Origin of the sequence: Streptomyces sp. NPDC002669 (assembly GCF_042889165.1) — a bacterium.
Taxonomy (GTDB): Bacteria; Actinomycetota; Actinomycetes; order Streptomycetales; family Streptomycetaceae; genus Streptomyces.
This window is the reverse complement of sequence record NZ_JBIAQQ010000012.1, coordinates 88686-103800: the sequence shown is the minus strand read 5'-3', so window position 1 is coordinate 103800 and position 15115 is coordinate 88686. Positions and strand designations below refer to the sequence as shown.

18 protein-coding genes and 1 tRNA gene are annotated in these 15115 nt (G+C 69.6%); 12 read left to right on the top strand and 7 right to left on the bottom strand.

The window, feature by feature from the left end; translation table 11 throughout:
- The first annotated feature begins 62 nt into the window (after nt 1–62).
- The 7 genes from clpS to ACFYW1_RS19715 all read left to right on the top strand — a co-directional run bounded on the left by clpS (nt 63) and on the right by ACFYW1_RS19715 (nt 4859).
- Complete coding sequence (clpS, locus tag ACFYW1_RS19745; RefSeq protein WP_388994292.1) at nt 63–377, top strand: ATP-dependent Clp protease adapter ClpS; 315 nt, start codon at nt 63–65, stop codon at nt 375–377.
- 96 nt (nt 378–473) lie between these two features.
- On the top strand, nt 474–1061 hold the full coding sequence (locus tag ACFYW1_RS19740; RefSeq protein WP_388994288.1) for a DUF2017 domain-containing protein: 588 nt from the start codon (nt 474–476) through the stop codon (nt 1059–1061).
- A gap of 144 nt (nt 1062–1205) precedes the next feature.
- Complete coding sequence (locus ACFYW1_RS19735; RefSeq protein ID WP_388994285.1) at nt 1206–2708, top strand: amino acid permease; 1503 nt, start codon at nt 1206–1208, stop codon at nt 2706–2708.
- A 118-nt stretch (nt 2709–2826) separates the two neighbouring features.
- The gene (locus ACFYW1_RS19730) at nt 2827–3258 is read left to right on the top strand and encodes a Mov34/MPN/PAD-1 family protein (protein WP_388994282.1); all 432 of its coding nucleotides are present in this window, start codon (nt 2827–2829) and stop codon (nt 3256–3258) included.
- A gap of 145 nt (nt 3259–3403) precedes the next feature.
- Nucleotides 3404–3529, top strand: a complete 126-nt coding sequence (locus ACFYW1_RS19725) for a putative leader peptide (RefSeq protein ID WP_262375755.1) — start codon at nt 3404–3406, stop codon at nt 3527–3529.
- Between the two features lie 101 nt (nt 3530–3630).
- A complete protein-coding gene (locus ACFYW1_RS19720; protein WP_356932051.1) occupies nt 3631–3909 on the top strand; it encodes a MoaD/ThiS family protein in 279 nt (92 codons plus the stop codon).
- Complete coding sequence (locus ACFYW1_RS19715; protein WP_388994277.1) at nt 3909–4859, top strand: PLP-dependent cysteine synthase family protein; 951 nt, start codon at nt 3909–3911, stop codon at nt 4857–4859. Before ACFYW1_RS19720 ends, ACFYW1_RS19715 begins: the two co-directional genes overlap by 1 nt.
- A gap of 253 nt (nt 4860–5112) precedes the next feature.
- On the opposite strand, the gene ACFYW1_RS19710 is transcribed toward ACFYW1_RS19715, so the two are convergent.
- Entirely contained in the window at nt 5113–5625 is a 513-nt protein-coding gene (locus ACFYW1_RS19710; RefSeq protein WP_388994274.1) for a type II toxin-antitoxin system PemK/MazF family toxin, read from the bottom strand.
- A 178-nt stretch (nt 5626–5803) separates the two neighbouring features.
- Between ACFYW1_RS19710 and ACFYW1_RS19705 the strand changes: the two genes are divergently transcribed.
- The gene (locus tag ACFYW1_RS19705) at nt 5804–6556 is read left to right on the top strand and encodes an MBL fold metallo-hydrolase (RefSeq protein WP_388994271.1); all 753 of its coding nucleotides are present in this window, start codon (nt 5804–5806) and stop codon (nt 6554–6556) included.
- Nucleotides 6557–6704: 148 nt separating this feature from the next.
- Here the strand turns inward: ACFYW1_RS19705 and ACFYW1_RS19700 are convergent, their stop codons facing one another.
- A complete protein-coding gene (locus ACFYW1_RS19700; RefSeq protein WP_388994268.1) occupies nt 6705–7970 on the bottom strand; it encodes a PTS transporter subunit EIIC in 1266 nt (421 codons plus the stop codon).
- A gap of 259 nt (nt 7971–8229) precedes the next feature.
- The gene (locus tag ACFYW1_RS19695) at nt 8230–9540 is read right to left on the bottom strand and encodes a PTS transporter subunit EIIC (RefSeq protein WP_388994265.1); all 1311 of its coding nucleotides are present in this window, start codon (nt 9538–9540) and stop codon (nt 8230–8232) included.
- A 222-nt stretch (nt 9541–9762) separates the two neighbouring features.
- Between ACFYW1_RS19695 and ACFYW1_RS19690 the strand changes: the two genes are divergently transcribed.
- The 4 genes from ACFYW1_RS19690 (at nt 9763) to rdgB (ending at nt 12064) form a co-directional block, all read left to right on the top strand.
- Nucleotides 9763–9996: a glucose PTS transporter subunit EIIB gene (locus ACFYW1_RS19690; protein ID WP_148838179.1), complete on the top strand. Its 234-nt coding sequence runs from the start codon at nt 9763–9765 to the stop codon at nt 9994–9996.
- Between the two features lie 193 nt (nt 9997–10189).
- The gene (gene rph / locus ACFYW1_RS19685; RefSeq protein ID WP_388994262.1) at nt 10190–10927 is read left to right on the top strand and encodes a ribonuclease PH; all 738 of its coding nucleotides are present in this window, start codon (nt 10190–10192) and stop codon (nt 10925–10927) included.
- Between the two features lie 102 nt (nt 10928–11029).
- Entirely contained in the window at nt 11030–11419 is a 390-nt protein-coding gene (locus tag ACFYW1_RS19680; RefSeq protein ID WP_388994260.1) for a hypothetical protein, read from the top strand.
- A gap of 42 nt (nt 11420–11461) precedes the next feature.
- Nucleotides 11462–12064 carry an RdgB/HAM1 family non-canonical purine NTP pyrophosphatase gene (gene rdgB / locus ACFYW1_RS19675; RefSeq protein ID WP_388994257.1) on the top strand — a complete coding sequence of 201 codons (603 nt, stop codon included), beginning with the start codon at nt 11462–11464 and terminating at the stop codon, nt 12062–12064.
- Between the two features lie 44 nt (nt 12065–12108).
- On the opposite strand, the gene ACFYW1_RS19670 is transcribed toward rdgB, so the two are convergent.
- The 4 genes from ACFYW1_RS19670 to proP form a co-directional block, all read right to left on the bottom strand.
- A tRNA-Leu gene (locus tag ACFYW1_RS19670) sits at nt 12109–12191 on the bottom strand.
- A gap of 49 nt (nt 12192–12240) precedes the next feature.
- Complete coding sequence (locus tag ACFYW1_RS19665) at nt 12241–12744, bottom strand: HNH endonuclease (RefSeq protein ID WP_388994254.1); 504 nt, start codon at nt 12742–12744, stop codon at nt 12241–12243.
- Nucleotides 12741–13400 (bottom strand): HNH endonuclease, encoded by a 660-nt coding sequence (locus ACFYW1_RS19660; protein WP_388994570.1) that lies wholly within the window; start codon nt 13398–13400, stop codon nt 12741–12743. The genes ACFYW1_RS19665 and ACFYW1_RS19660 overlap by 4 nt, the downstream gene beginning before the upstream one ends.
- A 162-nt stretch (nt 13401–13562) precedes the next feature.
- Nucleotides 13563–15059 carry a glycine betaine/L-proline transporter ProP gene (gene proP / locus ACFYW1_RS19655; RefSeq protein WP_388994251.1) on the bottom strand — a complete coding sequence of 499 codons (1497 nt, stop codon included), beginning with the start codon at nt 15057–15059 and terminating at the stop codon, nt 13563–13565.
- Nucleotides 15060–15115 lie beyond the last annotated feature (56 nt).

The following is a 15115-nucleotide window of genomic DNA, read 5'->3' as shown; positions in this document are numbered from 1 at the left end:
CTATTTCGTCAAAGTGACGAGATCTCGGGTCGTTTGTGCGATGACCCCTCCCGGGTGGCAGCATGGGGTGGGTGAGTGTCGCCCCTACAGAGATCGAGCGCCCCGAATCGGCCGAGGAGAGCCTCGTCGTCCCCGAGCCCGACGTCCCCTGGGTGACGCTGGTGCACAACGACCCGGTCAACCTCATGAGCTATGTGACCTACGTCTTCCAGACGTACTTCGGTTACTCCAAGGACAAGGCGCACAAGCTGATGCTGGACGTCCACCACAAGGGGCGGGCCGTCGTCTCCAGCGGCAGCCGCGAGGAGATGGAACGCGACGTCCAAGCCATGCACGGCTACGGGCTGTGGGCCACCCTCACGCAGGACCGGGGCTAGGGTCCGTCCGGCAAGGCCCGCCGGGGGCGCCGAAGCGCGCGCCACCGGCCCCGCACCACACAGCCCGCCCGACCGACCCATCATCGGAGAGAACCCATGGCCGGCCACTTCGAGGCCACCCGAGACGGCGGCGCGGCCGTCGCGCTCGACGAGGTGGAGATCGCGATCCTGCGCTCCCTCGCCGTCCAGCTGCTGGAACTGATCGGCCCCGGCGACGAGCCCGCCGAGGGCGAGGACCCGCTCGCCGCGCTCTTCGCGGAAGGGCCCAGCGAACCGCCCGCCGACCCCGCCCTGGCCCGCCTCTTCCCCGAGGCGTACGGCGACGAGGACGGCGAACTGCGCGCCGCCTCCGCCGAGTTCCGCCGCTTCACCGAGAACGACCTGCGCGCCCGCAAGCGCGACGACGCCCTCGTCGTCGTACGCACCCTGGACGCGCTCACGACCGCCGCGAACGGCAGCGCCGTGCTCGAACTCACCGCCGACGAGAGCCGCAACTGGCTCGGCACCCTCAACGACCTCCGGCTCACCATCGGCACCCGCCTGGAGGTCTCCGAGGAGGACGAGGGCGAGGCCGGCTCGCTCTACCGGCTGCCCGACAGCGACCCGCGCAAGCCGATGGTCATGGCCTACCTCTGGCTCGGCGGACTCCAGGAGACCCTCGTGGAAACGCTGATGCCGGAGTAGGAACCGCCCCGCACGCCGCCGGAACGGGACCGCGAACACCTCACCCGAATGGTCCTCGCCGCTGCGACGGGGTGCGTCCGCCCGCTTTTCCTTGTGCTACCGCCCGTAATTCCCGGTGGACGGGCACGGCGAAAGGCGCAGCACATGACATCGGCGCAGATCGACGAGGGAAAAGACGACCGGCCGGCCGCACGGGCCGATTCCACCGGACCGGTGGGCGAGGGATACCGGCGGACCCTCGGTGCCCGCCAGATCCAGATGATCGCCATCGGCGGAGCCATCGGCACCGGGCTCTTCCTCGGCGCGGGAAAGGCGATCGCCAAGGCCGGACCCAGCCTGATCCTGGCCTACGCCGTCGCGGGCCTGGTCATCTTCCTCATCATGCGGGCCCTGGGCGAACTCCTCATGTACCGGCCGGTCTCGGGCTCCTTCTCCGAGTACGCCCGTGAATTCGTCGGCCCCTTCGCCGGATTCGCCACCGGCTGGACCTACTGGCTCTTCTGGGTCGTCACCGGAATCACCGAAGTCACCGCGGCCGCCCAGTACATGACGTTCTGGTTCGACATCCCCCCATGGACATCGGCACTGGTCTTCACGGTCATCCTGTACGGCGTGAACCTGATCTCCGTGAAACTCTTCGGAGAACTCGAATTCTGGTTCTCCATGGTCAAGGTGACCGCCATCGTCGGCATGATCCTCATCTGCGCCGGAATTCTCACCCTCGGCTTCTCCGCCGCCGGTGAAACCGCCTCCGTCACCCACCTCTGGGCCGACGGCGGCTTCTTCCCGCACGGCATCAAGGGCACCCTGATGACCCTGCAGATCGTGATGTTCGCCTTCCTCGCCGTCGAACTCGTCGGCGTCACCGCGGGCGAGTCCAAGGACCCGAGGACCGTGCTGCCCAAGGCCATCAACACCGTGCCGTGGCGCATCGCCGTCTTCTACGTCGGCGCCCTCGTCATGATCCTCTCCGTGGTCCCGTGGTCCGTGTTCCGGCCGGAGGTCTCGCCGTTCGTCGCCGCCTTCGAGGAGATGGGCCTCGGCATCGGCGCCGGCATCGTCAACTTCGTCGTGCTGACCGCGGCCCTCTCCTCCTGCAACTCCGGCATGTACTCCACCGGCCGCATGCTCCGCGACCTCTCGCTCAACGGCCAGGGCCCAAAGCTCTTCACCCGGCTCACCCGGAGCGGCACCCCGCTCGTCGGCACGACCTTCTCCGCCGCCCTGATGCTCGTCGGCGTCTGGATCAACTACCAGTGGCCCGGGGACGCCTTCACCTACGTCGTCTCCTTCGCCACCATCTCCGGCATGTGGGCCTGGATCATGATCCTCGTCTGCCAGATCCGCTACCGGCGCCTCGCCGACCGCGGACTGCTCCCGCGCTCGGACTTCCGGGCCCCCGGCGCCCCGTTCACCAGCTTCTGCGCACTGGCCTTCATCGCGGTGGTCGTGGTGATGATGGGCATCGACCCGAGCACCAGGATCTCGCTGTACTGCGCCCCGCTCTGGGCCGCCCTCCTCGGCGTCTCGTACCTGGTCCTCAGGGCCCGCGCCCCGGAGGGCGGGGCGTTCGCGAAGGCCCGGCCCGGGGCCGGCGGCGCGGCCCTCGCGAAGGACGGGAAGCGGAAGACCCCCACGGGGAACTGAACCGGCCGGCACCCCCTCCGCCCTCGCGGAACCCGGACGCCCCAACGGTCGTGTCCGCCATTCGGGCGGCGGCGTATCACACCTCGGTACGCCATGGCCCGCGGCCTATCCTGGCGCCATGCTGACCATCACCCAGGCGCTCCACGACCAGATCGTCGCGCACGCCCGCGCCGACCACCCCGACGAGGCGTGCGGCGTGGTCGCCGGGCCGGCCGGGACCGGCCGCGCCGAACGGTTCATCCCGATGCTCAACGCCGCCCGCTCGCCCACCTTCTACGAGTTCGACTCGGCCGACCTCCTCAAGCTCTACCGCGAGATGGACGACCGCGACGAGGAGCCGGTGATCATCTACCACTCCCACACGGCGACCGAGGCGTACCCCTCGCGCACCGACGTCACCTACGCCAACGAACCCGGCGCCCACTACGTCCTCGTCTCCACGGCGGACACCGACGACGCGGGCCCCTTCCAGTTCCGCTCGTACCGCATCGTCGACGGCGTGATCACCGAGGAGGAGGTCGAGGTCGTCGAGGCGTACGAGGCTGCCTGACCGCCCCGCCCGGCCGCCGGGACGGCAGCCGCCCGGCGGCCGGGCGGACCCTGGGCGGCCCAGATCGTCCACCTGTCGAACGTCATCCATCCGTCATGTGAGATCACACTCGGGATTGCGGACCGGGAATCGATACGATGAGCGCATGGTTCTCCATGACGTGAGCGACAAGACGCCGGGCATGCTGCTCGTCGCGCGGCTGCACGTCGACCTGTGCAGGCTCTCCAGCGCGATCTGTACGAGCCGCCCGCCCGCCGACCGCGAGGTCTGAGCCGGGCCGCGGCCCGATCACCGCACGCACGTACCGACCCCCGCGCGGGGGCAGAGCCGCGCGCCCACGTCACTTCCCCGCTTCCGACAGGAGCCCACGCCATGGCCATCGAGGTCCGCATCCCGACCATCCTCCGCACCTACACCGACGGCGCCAAGGCCGTCGAGGGCAACGGGGAGACCCTCGCCGACCTCTTCACGGACCTGGACAGCCGCCACAACGGCATCCGCGAGCGCATCGTCGACGGCGGCGAACTCCGCCGCTTCGTGAACGTCTACCTCAACGACGAGGACGTCCGCTTCCTCGACGGCATCTCCACCAAGCTGAGCGACGGCGACAACGTCACGATCCTCCCGGCCGTCGCCGGCGGCATGCGCTGATGCGGTACGACTCCCCGCTGGCGGCCGTGGGGAACACTCCCCTCGTCCGCCTCCCGCGGCTCTCCCCCTCCGACGACGTCCGCATCTGGGCCAAGCTGGAGGACCGCAACCCCACCGGCTCGATCAAGGACCGCCCCGCGCTCCACATGGTCGAACAGGCGGAGAAGGACGGCCGATTGACCCCCGGCTGCACCATTCTGGAGCCCACCAGCGGCAACACCGGCATCTCGCTCGCCATGGCGGCCAAGCTCAAGGGCTACCGCATGGTGTGCGTCATGCCGGAGAACACCTCCCAGGAACGGCGCGACCTGCTCGCCATGTGGGGCGCCGAGATCATCCCGTCCCCGGCGGCGGGCGGCTCCAACACGGCGGTACGCGTCGCCAAGGAGCTGGCCGCCGAGCATCCGGACTGGGTCATGCTCTACCAGTACGGGAACCCGGACAACGCGGGCGCCCACTACGCCACCACCGGCCCCGAGATCCTCGCCGACCTCCCCTCCGTCACCCACTTCGTGGCGGGACTGGGCACCACGGGGACACTCATGGGCGTCGGCCGCTACCTGCGCGAACACAAGCCGGACGTCAAGATCGTCGCCGCCGAGCCGCGCTACGACGACCTCGTCTACGGCCTGCGCAACCTCGACGAGGGCTTCGTGCCCGAGCTGTACGACGCCTCCGTCCTCACCACCCGCTTCTCCGTCGGCTCGGCCGACGCCGTCACCCGCACCCGAGAACTCCTCCAGCAGGAGGGAATCTTCGCGGGCGTCTCCACGGGCGCCGCGCTCCACGCCGCGGTCGGGGTGGGGAACAAGGCGGTCAAGGCCGGGGAGCAGGCCGACATCGTCTTCGTCGTCGCGGACGGCGGCTGGAAGTACCTGTCGACGGGCGTCTACACGGCCCCGACCACGGAAGCCGCCATCGAGACGCTCCAGGGCCAGCTCTGGGCCTGAGCCCCGACGGACCATCCGCGGATCACCGGGGCCGGAGCCGTCGTCGGAACCGGGATCGAGACCGGGGCCGGGGCCGGGACCGTCACGGGGGAGGACCCGCACCGCATCCGTCCGCCGGGCGGGCCGGACGCCCCGGCCCGCCCGGCGGACGGCATTCCGGCCCGTACCGCCCGTCCGGCGTCCGGCCTTCCCGTACGCCCGGGGGACGGCGCCCCCGGCGCCCCCGCCCCGCGCACGCCGTGCGCTCCCCGGCTCACCCCAGCCCCCGCACCCGCTCCCACACCTTCGGGTCCACATTCCCCACCCGCCGCCGGAACCCCCGTACGGCCACCTGCCGCAACTCGTCCGTCTCCAGATAACTCGCCCGGTTCCGCGCGTCCCCCACCGTCCCCGCGGGCAGCGCGATCACTCCCGGCCGGTCCTCGTGGTGCTTGCTGGTGATCTTCGCGACGAGCGCCGAGCCGTCCCGTACCGAGAGCACCAGGCAGGGCCGGTCCTTCGCGCCGGGCCCGTCCTCGTACGGCACCTCCGCCCACCAGATCTCCCCCGGCCGGGGCCGCGCCCCCCGCTCCGGCCCGGTCCCGCGACCGGGCGCCGCCGGGGGACGGGTCCGCCCGCCCGGCCGCGCACCGGGCGGCGCCCCCGCCGAGGTGCCGGAACGCCCACGGGGCCGGCCACCGCTCCGCCCCCGGCCGTCGGCGACCGCCGCGACGAGTGCGAGCAGTACCACCAGAGCGAGCGCGAGCCACCACCAGGACATGTCCATGCCTCCGACCGTACCGGCCTCCCCACCGCTTCCATCGAACCGGTGACAGCACAGGTGAGTTCCCCCACAACGGACGGCCGTGGAGGAGCGACCGGCACTTTCGCGCCTTACGCTCGACAAACCGCTCAACAGACCGTACGAACCCTCCCCGTTCCCACGTCCCGGAGGTTCACGCTCCATGAAGCTCACCGTCGTCGGCTGCTCCGGCTCGTTCCCGTCCGCGGGATCGGCATGCTCGAGCTACCTCGTAGAGGCCGACGGCTTCAGGCTGCTCCTCGACATGGGCAACGGCGCCCTCGGCGAGCTGCAGCGTCACATCGGTCTCTACGACCTCGACGCCATCTTCCTCAGTCATCTCCACGCCGATCACTGCATCGACATGTGCGCGTACTTCGTCGTCCGCTACTACCGGCACGACGGCGGCCGTCCCACCCCCATCCCCGTCCACGGACCCGAGGGCACCGAGCAGCGGCTGACCACCGCCCACGGCGACACCCCGTCCGAGCACGCGATGAGCGAGGTCTTCGACTTCCACACGCTGAAGCCGGGAACGTTCGAGATCGGCCCTTTCTCGGTGCGCACGGAGAAGGTCTGCCACCCCGTCGAGACCTTCGCGATCCGCGTCGAGCACGGCGGCCGCTCGCTCGCGTACTCCGGGGACACCGGCACCTGCGAGGCCCTGGACGAACTCGCCGAGGGGGTCGACCTGTTCCTCTGCGAAGCGTCGTTCCTCCACGGCAAGGAGGACATTCCGGATCTCCACCTCAACGGCCGCGAGGCGGGCGAGACCGCAGCCCGCGCCGGGGTGGGGCGGCTCGTCCTCACCCACATCCCGCCGTGGACCGACGCCGACCGCAATCTGGCCGACGCCCGCGCGGTCTTCCACGGACCGGCCGACGTCGCGGTCCCGGGCGCGGTCTACGAGGTCTGAGGGCCGTTCCCCGGGGGCCGTTCGACGCCCCTCCTTCCCCCCTCCCCCCCCCGGCCCACGGTTCCCGGACGCGGCGAAGCCCCTCACCTCCCGCCCGGGAAGATGAGGGGCTTCGCCGTGCGACGCGGGGTGCGCGGTGGCGCGGGGCCTACTTGGCCTCGGCCTTGAGGAGCTCGGCGAGCTCCTCGTCGGACTCGCGGCCCGGGGTCGGCAGGTTGAACTTCGTGATCGCGAACCGGAAGACCACGTAGTACACCGCCGCGAAGCAGAGGCCGACCAGCACCAGCATCCACGGCTTGCTCGCGATGCCCAGGTTCAGCCCGAAGTCGACCAGGCCGGCCGAGAAGCCGAAGCCGTCCTTCATCCCGAGCGCCCAGGTCAGGGCCATGGACACCCCGGTGAGCACCGCGTGGACCGCGTACAGGACGGGGGCGATGAACATGAACGTGAACTCGATCGGCTCGGTCACACCGGTCACGAACGAGGTGAGCGCGAGGGAGAACATCATGCCGCCGACGACCTTGCGGCGCTCCGGACGGGCACAGTGCACGATCGCCAGGCAGGCCGCCGGGAGGGCGAACATCATGATCGGGAAGAAGCCGGTCATGAACTGTCCGGCCGTCGGGTCACCGGCCAGGAAGCGGTTGATGTCGCCGCTCTTGCCCTCGAACTCACCGGCCTGGAACCACGGGAACGAGTTCAGCAGGTGGTGCATGCCGACCGGGATCAGCGCACGGTTGGCGACCCCGAAGATGCCCGCGCCGACCGCGCCGGAACCGACCAGCCACTCGCCGAAGTTGTGCAGCCCGGTGCCCAGGACCGGCCAGATGTAACCGAAGACGATGCCGATGACCAGGCCCGCGAAGGCGGAGAGGATCGGGACCAGGCGGCGGCCGCCGAAGAAGCCCGCCCAGGCCGGCAGCTTCGTGCGGTAGAACCGCTGGTAGAGCAGTGCGACGACGAGGCCCATCACCACACCGCCGAGGACCTTGGCGTCCACGGGGGCGTCCGTCATCACGACCTTGCCGTCGACCACCGTCGCGACCTGCGGCAGATTGCTGTCCGTGAAGGTGGCGAGCACCTTCTGGAAGACCAGGTAGCCGGTGACGGCCGCGAGCGCGGTCGAACCGTCGGACTTCTTGGCGAAGCCGATCGCGATGCCGACGGCGAACAGCAGCGCCATGTTGTCGAGGATCGCGTTGCCGCCCGCGGCCATGAAGGTCGCGATCTTGGTGATGAAGGCCGGGAACGACTCCCGGCCGAGCATGTCGTTGTTGCCGAGCCGGACCAGGAGGGCCGCCGCGGGCAGCACCGCGACCGGCAGCATGAGGCTGCGGCCGATGCGCTGCATGACCGCCATCACGCCGGCGCCCCTCTTCTTGGTGGCCGCGGGTGCGGCGTCTGCCGTGGACATCAACTTCCTCCATTGGACAAGGCGCCGCCCGGATCTTTGACGGGGGGAGGCGGCGACTCGAAGAACGCGGCAGAGCGCCACGTGGTCTGGACCACTCAGTGGTGTAGACCAGTTGTAACACGGTGAGCGTTGTATAAGGAACCTGCAATTCCCGATTGCTTCGCATGAGCAACACCACATGTTCGGCGACATGACGAGGGCCCCCGGACCGCACGGTCCGGGGGCCCTCGCCGACCGGGTCGCCGACCCGGCCGAAGTGCTACTTCGTGAGGTTCCTCTCGATCTCCTCCTCCAGTTCGTCGGGCTCGCGCCCCGGCGTCTGGAGGTCGAACCTGGTGATCGCGAACCGGAAGATCACGTAGTACAGGGCGGCGAACGCCAGCCCGATCGGAATGATCAGCCAGGGCTTGGTCGCCAGACTCCAGTTGATGACGTAGTCGATCAGCCCCGCGGAGAAACTGAAGCCGTCCTTGACCCCCAGCGCCCAGGTCACCGCCATCGAGACGCCGGTGAGCACCGCGTGGATCCCGTACAGCAGCGGCGCGACGAAGAGGAACGAGTACTCGATCGGCTCGGTGATGCCCGTCACGAACGACGTCAGACCGACCGAGAGCATCATGCCGCCGACCGCCTTGCGACGGTTCGGCTTGGCGCAGTGGTAGATCGCCAGCGCCGCCGCGGGCAGGGCGAACATCATGATCGGGAAGAAGCCCGAGGTGAACTGGCCGGCCGTCGGGTCGCCCGCCAGGAACCGGTTGATGTCACCGTGCACGACCGTCCCGTCCGGCTTGGTGAAGTCGCCGAACTGGAACCAGATGAAGGTGTTCAGGAACTGGTGCAGCCCGATGACCAGCAGCGCGCGGTTGGCGACACCGAAGATGCCCGAACCCACCCAGTCCAGGTCCGCCAGCCACTTGGAGAAGCTCGTCAGACCGTCACCGATCGGCTGCCACAGCCAGGCGCACAGCGCCGCGAAGAGCAGACCGACGAACGCCATGATGATCGGGACGAGCCGGCGCCCGTTGAAGAAGCCCAGCCAGTCCACCAGCTTGACCCGGTGGTACCGCTGCCAGAACCAGGCGGACAGCAACCCCATCACGATGCCGCCGAACACCCCGGGATTCTGGTACGCGGCCGCCGTGACCTTGGCGTCCTTGGTCACACAGGTGCCGAACCAGGTGCCGCCCGAGGTGAACGTCTCGCCCGGGGCGCAGTCCACCGGGAACGCGTGCAGCACCGCGTAGTACACGAGGAAGCCGGTCACCGCGGCGAGCGCGGTCGAACCGTCCGACTTCTTCGCCATGCCGATCGCGACACCGATGCAGAACAGCAGGGGAAGGCCGAGCCCCGAATCGAGCAGCGCGCCGCCCGCCGCCGCGAACACCTTGGCGACGTTGTTCCAGCCCAGCCCCTCGTCGCCGAATACGTCCGGCTGGCCCAACCGGTTGAGAATGCCCGCCGCGGGCAGCACCGCGATCGGGAGCTGGAGGCTGCGCCCCATCTTCTGAAGGCCCTGGAAGAAGCCGTTCCACCAGGTCTTCCGCGGCACTTCGGCGCTGGTTGAGCTCATCGGCATCCTCCCGGAACGAGGCGCGTTCGGCAGTCGTTGCAGAATGGTGTAGACCAGTTGAGGTACGGTGCGTAACCCACCTGGAAGACAGGGCGCCAGTGATCGTCATCATTGAGGACGGTCCAGCCACTCGCTCGCGAAGCTGGGCCAAACGTGCGTTACGGTGACGAAACGGACCCATGGTGGGCCGTCGCACGCATGTGAAGAACCAGGGAGAAGGCCATGGCCAGCAAGGCTGAGAAGATCGTCGCCGGGCTCGGCGGTATCGACAACATCGACGAGATCGAAGGCTGCATCACCCGCCTCCGCACCGAGGTCCACGACGCGAGCAAGGTCGACGAAGCCGCGCTCAAGGCCGCCGGCGCCCACGGCGTCGTCAAGATGGGCACCGCGATCCAGGTCGTCATCGGCACCGACGCCGACCCCATCGCCGCCGACATCGAAGACATGATGTGACCGGCCCCCACACCCCCCGCTGAGCCGGACCGCCCGACACCGCACAGGCCCCGCCCGCCCCGGCCGGGGCCTGTCCCGGTGCACCGGCCCCTCACCCCCCGCTTCCCACCCCCTTTCTCCTCCTCGCTCCTGCGACCGGCCCCCGCCCCGCACCCGAACGGCCGCAACCCCCGCACCCGATAGGGTCGACGCCATGTCTCGTATCGACGGCCGCACCCCCGAACAGCTCCGCCCCGTCACCATCGAACGCGGATGGAGCAAGCACGCCGAAGGCTCCGTACTCATCTCCTTCGGCGACACCAAGGTCTTCTGCACCGCCTCCGTCACCGAGGGCGTCCCCCGCTGGCGCAAGGGCAGCGGCGAGGGCTGGGTCACCGCCGAGTACTCGATGCTGCCCCGCTCCACCAACACCCGCGGCGACCGCGAATCCGTACGCGGCAAGATCGGCGGCCGCACCCACGAGATCAGCCGCCTCATCGGCCGCTCCCTGCGCGCCGTCATCGACTACAAGGCCCTCGGCGAGAACACCATCGTCCTCGACTGCGACGTCCTCCAGGCCGACGGCGGCACCCGCACCGCCGCCATCACCGGCGCCTACGTCGCCCTCGCCGACGCCGTCGCCTGGGCCCAGCGCAAGAAGATCGTCAAGCACGGCCGCAAGCCGCTGACCGACACCGTCTCCGCCATCAGCGTCGGCATCGTCGACGGCACCCCCCTCCTCGACCTCTGCTACGAGGAGGACGTCCGCGCCGAGACCGACATGAACGTCGTCTGCACCGGCGACGGCCGCTTCGTCGAGGTCCAGGGCACCGCCGAGGCCACCCCCTTCGACCGCAAGGAACTGGGCGCCCTCCTCGACCTCGCCACCGTCGGCTGCGCGGACCTGACCGCCCTCCAGAACGAGGCCCTCGCCCGCACTCTCGGCGAGTGATCGAGCAACCTTCCACGCCCCGCCCCGCGTCGTCATGAACACGGGCGCACGGTTCGAACCGTGCGCCCGTCCACGTATACGTCCCCGGGGAGGAACCGCACCATGGCCAAGACCGCACACCGCCGTGCCGCCGTCGCACTGGCCCTGACCGCACTCGCGCTCACCGCGGCAACCGGCTGCGCCGCCGTCGACAAGGCACTCGACTGCGTCCGCACCGCCGACGCCATCGCCACCAGCGTCGACAACCTCCAGCAGGCCGTCTCCAACGCGACGAGCGACCCCACCCAGGCGTCCGAAGCCCTCGACGAGATCGAGAAGGAACTCGGCAAGCTCGGCGACGAGACCGACAACGCCGACCTCGGCAAGGCCGTCGACGACCTGGAGAAAGGCGTCGGCAACGTCCGCGACTCCATCGACAAGGGCGACGCCACCCCCGACATCTCCCCGGTCGTCGACGCGGCCAAGGAGATCGGCAACGTCTGCACCCCCTGACCACCCCGGGCGGCCCCCGGAGCACCCCCGATACTGGGTGACATGACCCGCCTCATCCTCGCCACCCGCAACGCCGGGAAGATCACCGAACTCCACGCGATCCTCGCCGACGCAGGCCTCACCCACGAGCTCGTCGGCGCGGACGCGTACCCCGACATCCCCGACGTCAAGGAGACCGGCGTCACCTTCGCCGAGAACGCCCTGCTCAAGGCCCACGCCCTGGCCAGGGCCACCGGCCACCCCGCGATCGCCGACGACTCCGGCCTCTGCGTGGACGTGCTCGGCGGCGCCCCCGGCATCTTCTCCGCCCGCTGGGCCGGTACCCACGGCGACGACAAGGCCAACCTGGATCTGCTCCTGGCCCAGCTCTCCGACATCGACGAGGCCCACCGCGGCGCCCACTTCGCCTGCGCCGCCGCCCTCGCCCTCCCCGACGGCACGGAACGCGTGGTCGAGGGCCGCCTCACCGGCACCCTGCGCCCCGCCCCCTCCGGCACGAACGGCTTCGGCTACGACCCGATCCTCCAGCCCGAGGGCGAGACCCGCACCTGCGCGGAACTGACCCCCACGGAGAAGAACGCGATCAGCCACCGCGGCAAGGCGTTCCGGGCGTTGGTGCCGGTGGTGCGGGAGCTGATGGGGTGAGACGCGCAGATGGGCCGCCCGATCGAGGGCGGCCCATCAATGTGTGCGGCCGGTGGGATTCGAACCCACACGGGATTTCTCCCACGGCGTTCTAAGCGCCGCTCGTCTGCCATTCCGACACGACCGCCCGCCGCATCATCGTATCGGGCAAGGGGCCGAACGGGAGAGCGGGTTTGTCAACACGCGCCGCGATGGCGGCCCCCTCGGCACCAGGTGGCCGTGACGGCATGGCAGTTCGGACACAGGAGTCGAAGGTTCTCGGCGCGGTCGTCGCTCCAGTCGCCGTTGACGTGGTCGATCTCCAGTGTCAAAGGCTTCCCCTGCCATGTGGCGCCGGTTCCGCATTCGGCGCACTCCTGCGGGACGCCGATCTCCAGCAGGGCGCGACGGAGCAGGGCGGTTTTCGTGCGGCGCTCGTTGTTGTGCTTGAGCAGCACGTGCTCGGCGGTCTTCAGCGGGGTGGGGCCGGCTCGTCCCCGCTGATGGCCCTGGCCCAGGAAGTGGGTGAGGGTGAGGCCGTCCTCGGCCACCCAGCTCCGCAGTCGGTTCCGCTCCCTCGCGTTGTCGGTACGGCCCAACAGCCGGAGGACGCCCGCCACGGAGACGGATGCGGCGACGGCCTCGGCGAGCTCCGTGCTGGAGGGGCGTGGCCTGGCTCTGCGGCGGGTGCCGGTGCTCACCGTGTCGCTCCTGCGGGCGCGTTGCGACGCGCCTTGCCACGACCGCGGTAAGTGTCCGTCACCGAGTGGCAGTTGGGGCAGAGGAGGCGCAGGTTTCTGGGGCGGTTGTTCCGCCAGTCTCCGTCGATGTGATCGACTTCGAGTGGGAGCGGTCGGTCGCGCCAGAGGGGCTCGGTACCGCACATCGAACAGCGTTCCTCGATGCCGATGGTGACCAGGGCCCGCTTGAGCCGGTCTCCGGGTACTCGGCGGGCGTTGGAGGGGCCCTGGGCGACTAGGAGTTCCTCGGGGCTGCGGCGTTGTTTCTTTCCCTTCCTGGAGGTCGGCGCGAAATGGGAAGTGTCGATCCCGAGGGCCTTCACCCGGCGGCTGATGTGCGTGTGATGGCCGCCCACCTCTTCGAGGTCGAGGGCTCGCAGTACCTGGTACATGTTCGTCGAGGAGGCGATCACGGGCTCCAGGACCTCTCTCGTCCAGCGCGCGCCCTCGCGCTCGAAGTGTCCGGTGTCGATCCCCATTTTCCTCATGCGGGCGGCGATGTACCGTCTCGTCGGGCTCTTCGGATCGACCCCGAGCTTCGTCATTGCCTCTGACAGCGTTCGTGAGGCTCTGGCCGCCTCGACGAGCCGCTCCCGTGTGTACGGACTTGCCCCCACGCTTCCCCTCCACATCCGGCCGCACGTTCGCAGCCTCGTACGGATCAACGAGCCGTTTATCAGGGCGTCACGTCCGATATCCGACAAGATGTGGAATGACCCGCGCCGTTTCGTGGGGCAATGAAACGGCGCGGGCTGTTCCGGCGGAGGGGAGGGCCCAGGTCAGAACTTCGGTTCGGGGGCCTGGGAGGCGACCAGTTCGGCTGCTTCCTCGTGGGTCTCCACCGACGGCGGGGAGCCGGCCAGGGGTTGCTGGGCGGTTTCCTTCATGCAGGCCACGGCGACCGCGCCGACCAGGGCCGCGGCCATCGCGTAGAAGGCCGGCATCAGGTTGCTGCCGCTCCAGCTGATCAGCGCCGTGATCACCAGTGGGGTCGTGCCGCCGAAGAGGGAGGCGGAGAGGTTGTAGCCCACGGAGAGGGAGCCGTAGCGGACCGGTGTGGGGAAGAGGGCGGGGAGGGCGGCGGACATCGTGCCGAGCATGCAGACCAGGGAGAGGCCCAGCATCAGCATGCCGGTCGTGATGGCGGGGATGCCGCCCTGACGGATGAGGAGGAACGCGGGCAGGGAGAGGAGGAGGAAGCCGAGCATGCCGGTCATCAGGAGCGGTTTGCGGCCGAAGCGGTCGGAGAGCCTGCCGACCTGGTTGATGATCAGCATCAGGAGGACCATGACGGCGAGCAGGACGAGCAGTCCGTGGGTCTCGCTGTAGCCGAGCTCGTCGGAGAGGTAGGTCGGCATGTACGACAGCAGCATGTAGTCGGTGATGTTGTACGCGCCGACCAGGCAGATGCAGAGGATCAGCGACGGCCAGTACTGCCGGAAGATCCTGGTGAGGTCGCCCTTGGCGGTGGTCTCGACGTGGTCGGCGGCCTCCGAGGCGCGGACGGTGCCGCCCTCCAGTTTCTGGAAGGCGGGGGTCTCGTCCAGCCGCAGCCGCAGGTAGAGGCCGACCAGGCCGAGGGGGCCCGCGACGAGGAACGGGATGCGCCAGCCCCAGGCGTCCATCCGGGCGGGGTCGAGGACCGCGGTCAGCGCGGTGACCAGCCCGGCGGCGCCGACGTAGCCGGCCAGGGTGCCGAATTCGAGGAAGCTGCCGAAGTAGCCGCGGCGCTTGTCGGGGGCGTACTCGGCGATGAAGGTGGACGCGCCGCCGTACTCGCCGCCGGTGGAGAAGCCCTGGACCAGGCGGAAGAAGATCAGCAGGACGGGGGCCCAGAGGCCGATGGAGTCGTGGGAGGGGATGACGCCGATCGCGAAGGTGCCGACCGCCATCAGGATCATGGTGAGGGCGAGGACCTTCTTGCGGCCGATCCGGTCGCCCATGGGGCCGAAGAACATGCCGCCGAGGGGGCGTACGAGGAAGGCGACGGCGAAGGTGGCGAACGAGGAGAGGAGCTGGGTGGTGTCGTTCCCGGACGGGAAGAAGACGTGGCCCAGGGTGACGGCCAGGTAGGAGTAGATCCCGAAGTCGAACCACTCCATGGCGTTGCCGAGCGAGGCCGCCTTCACCGCCCGTTTGACCGCCTGGTCGTCGGTGATGGTGATGTCCGACCTGCGCAGCCTCGGGTTCCTCCGCTGCCGGATGGCGCGGAAGAGGGTGGGGTGGCGTCTGACCGCTGCGGGGTCGGCCGCCCGGTGGGGGTCGGTGGCCGCCATGAACCGGTCCTTTCCTGGAGAACTCTTCCAGGACAGGCTTCTGCTCGGTCATGGCG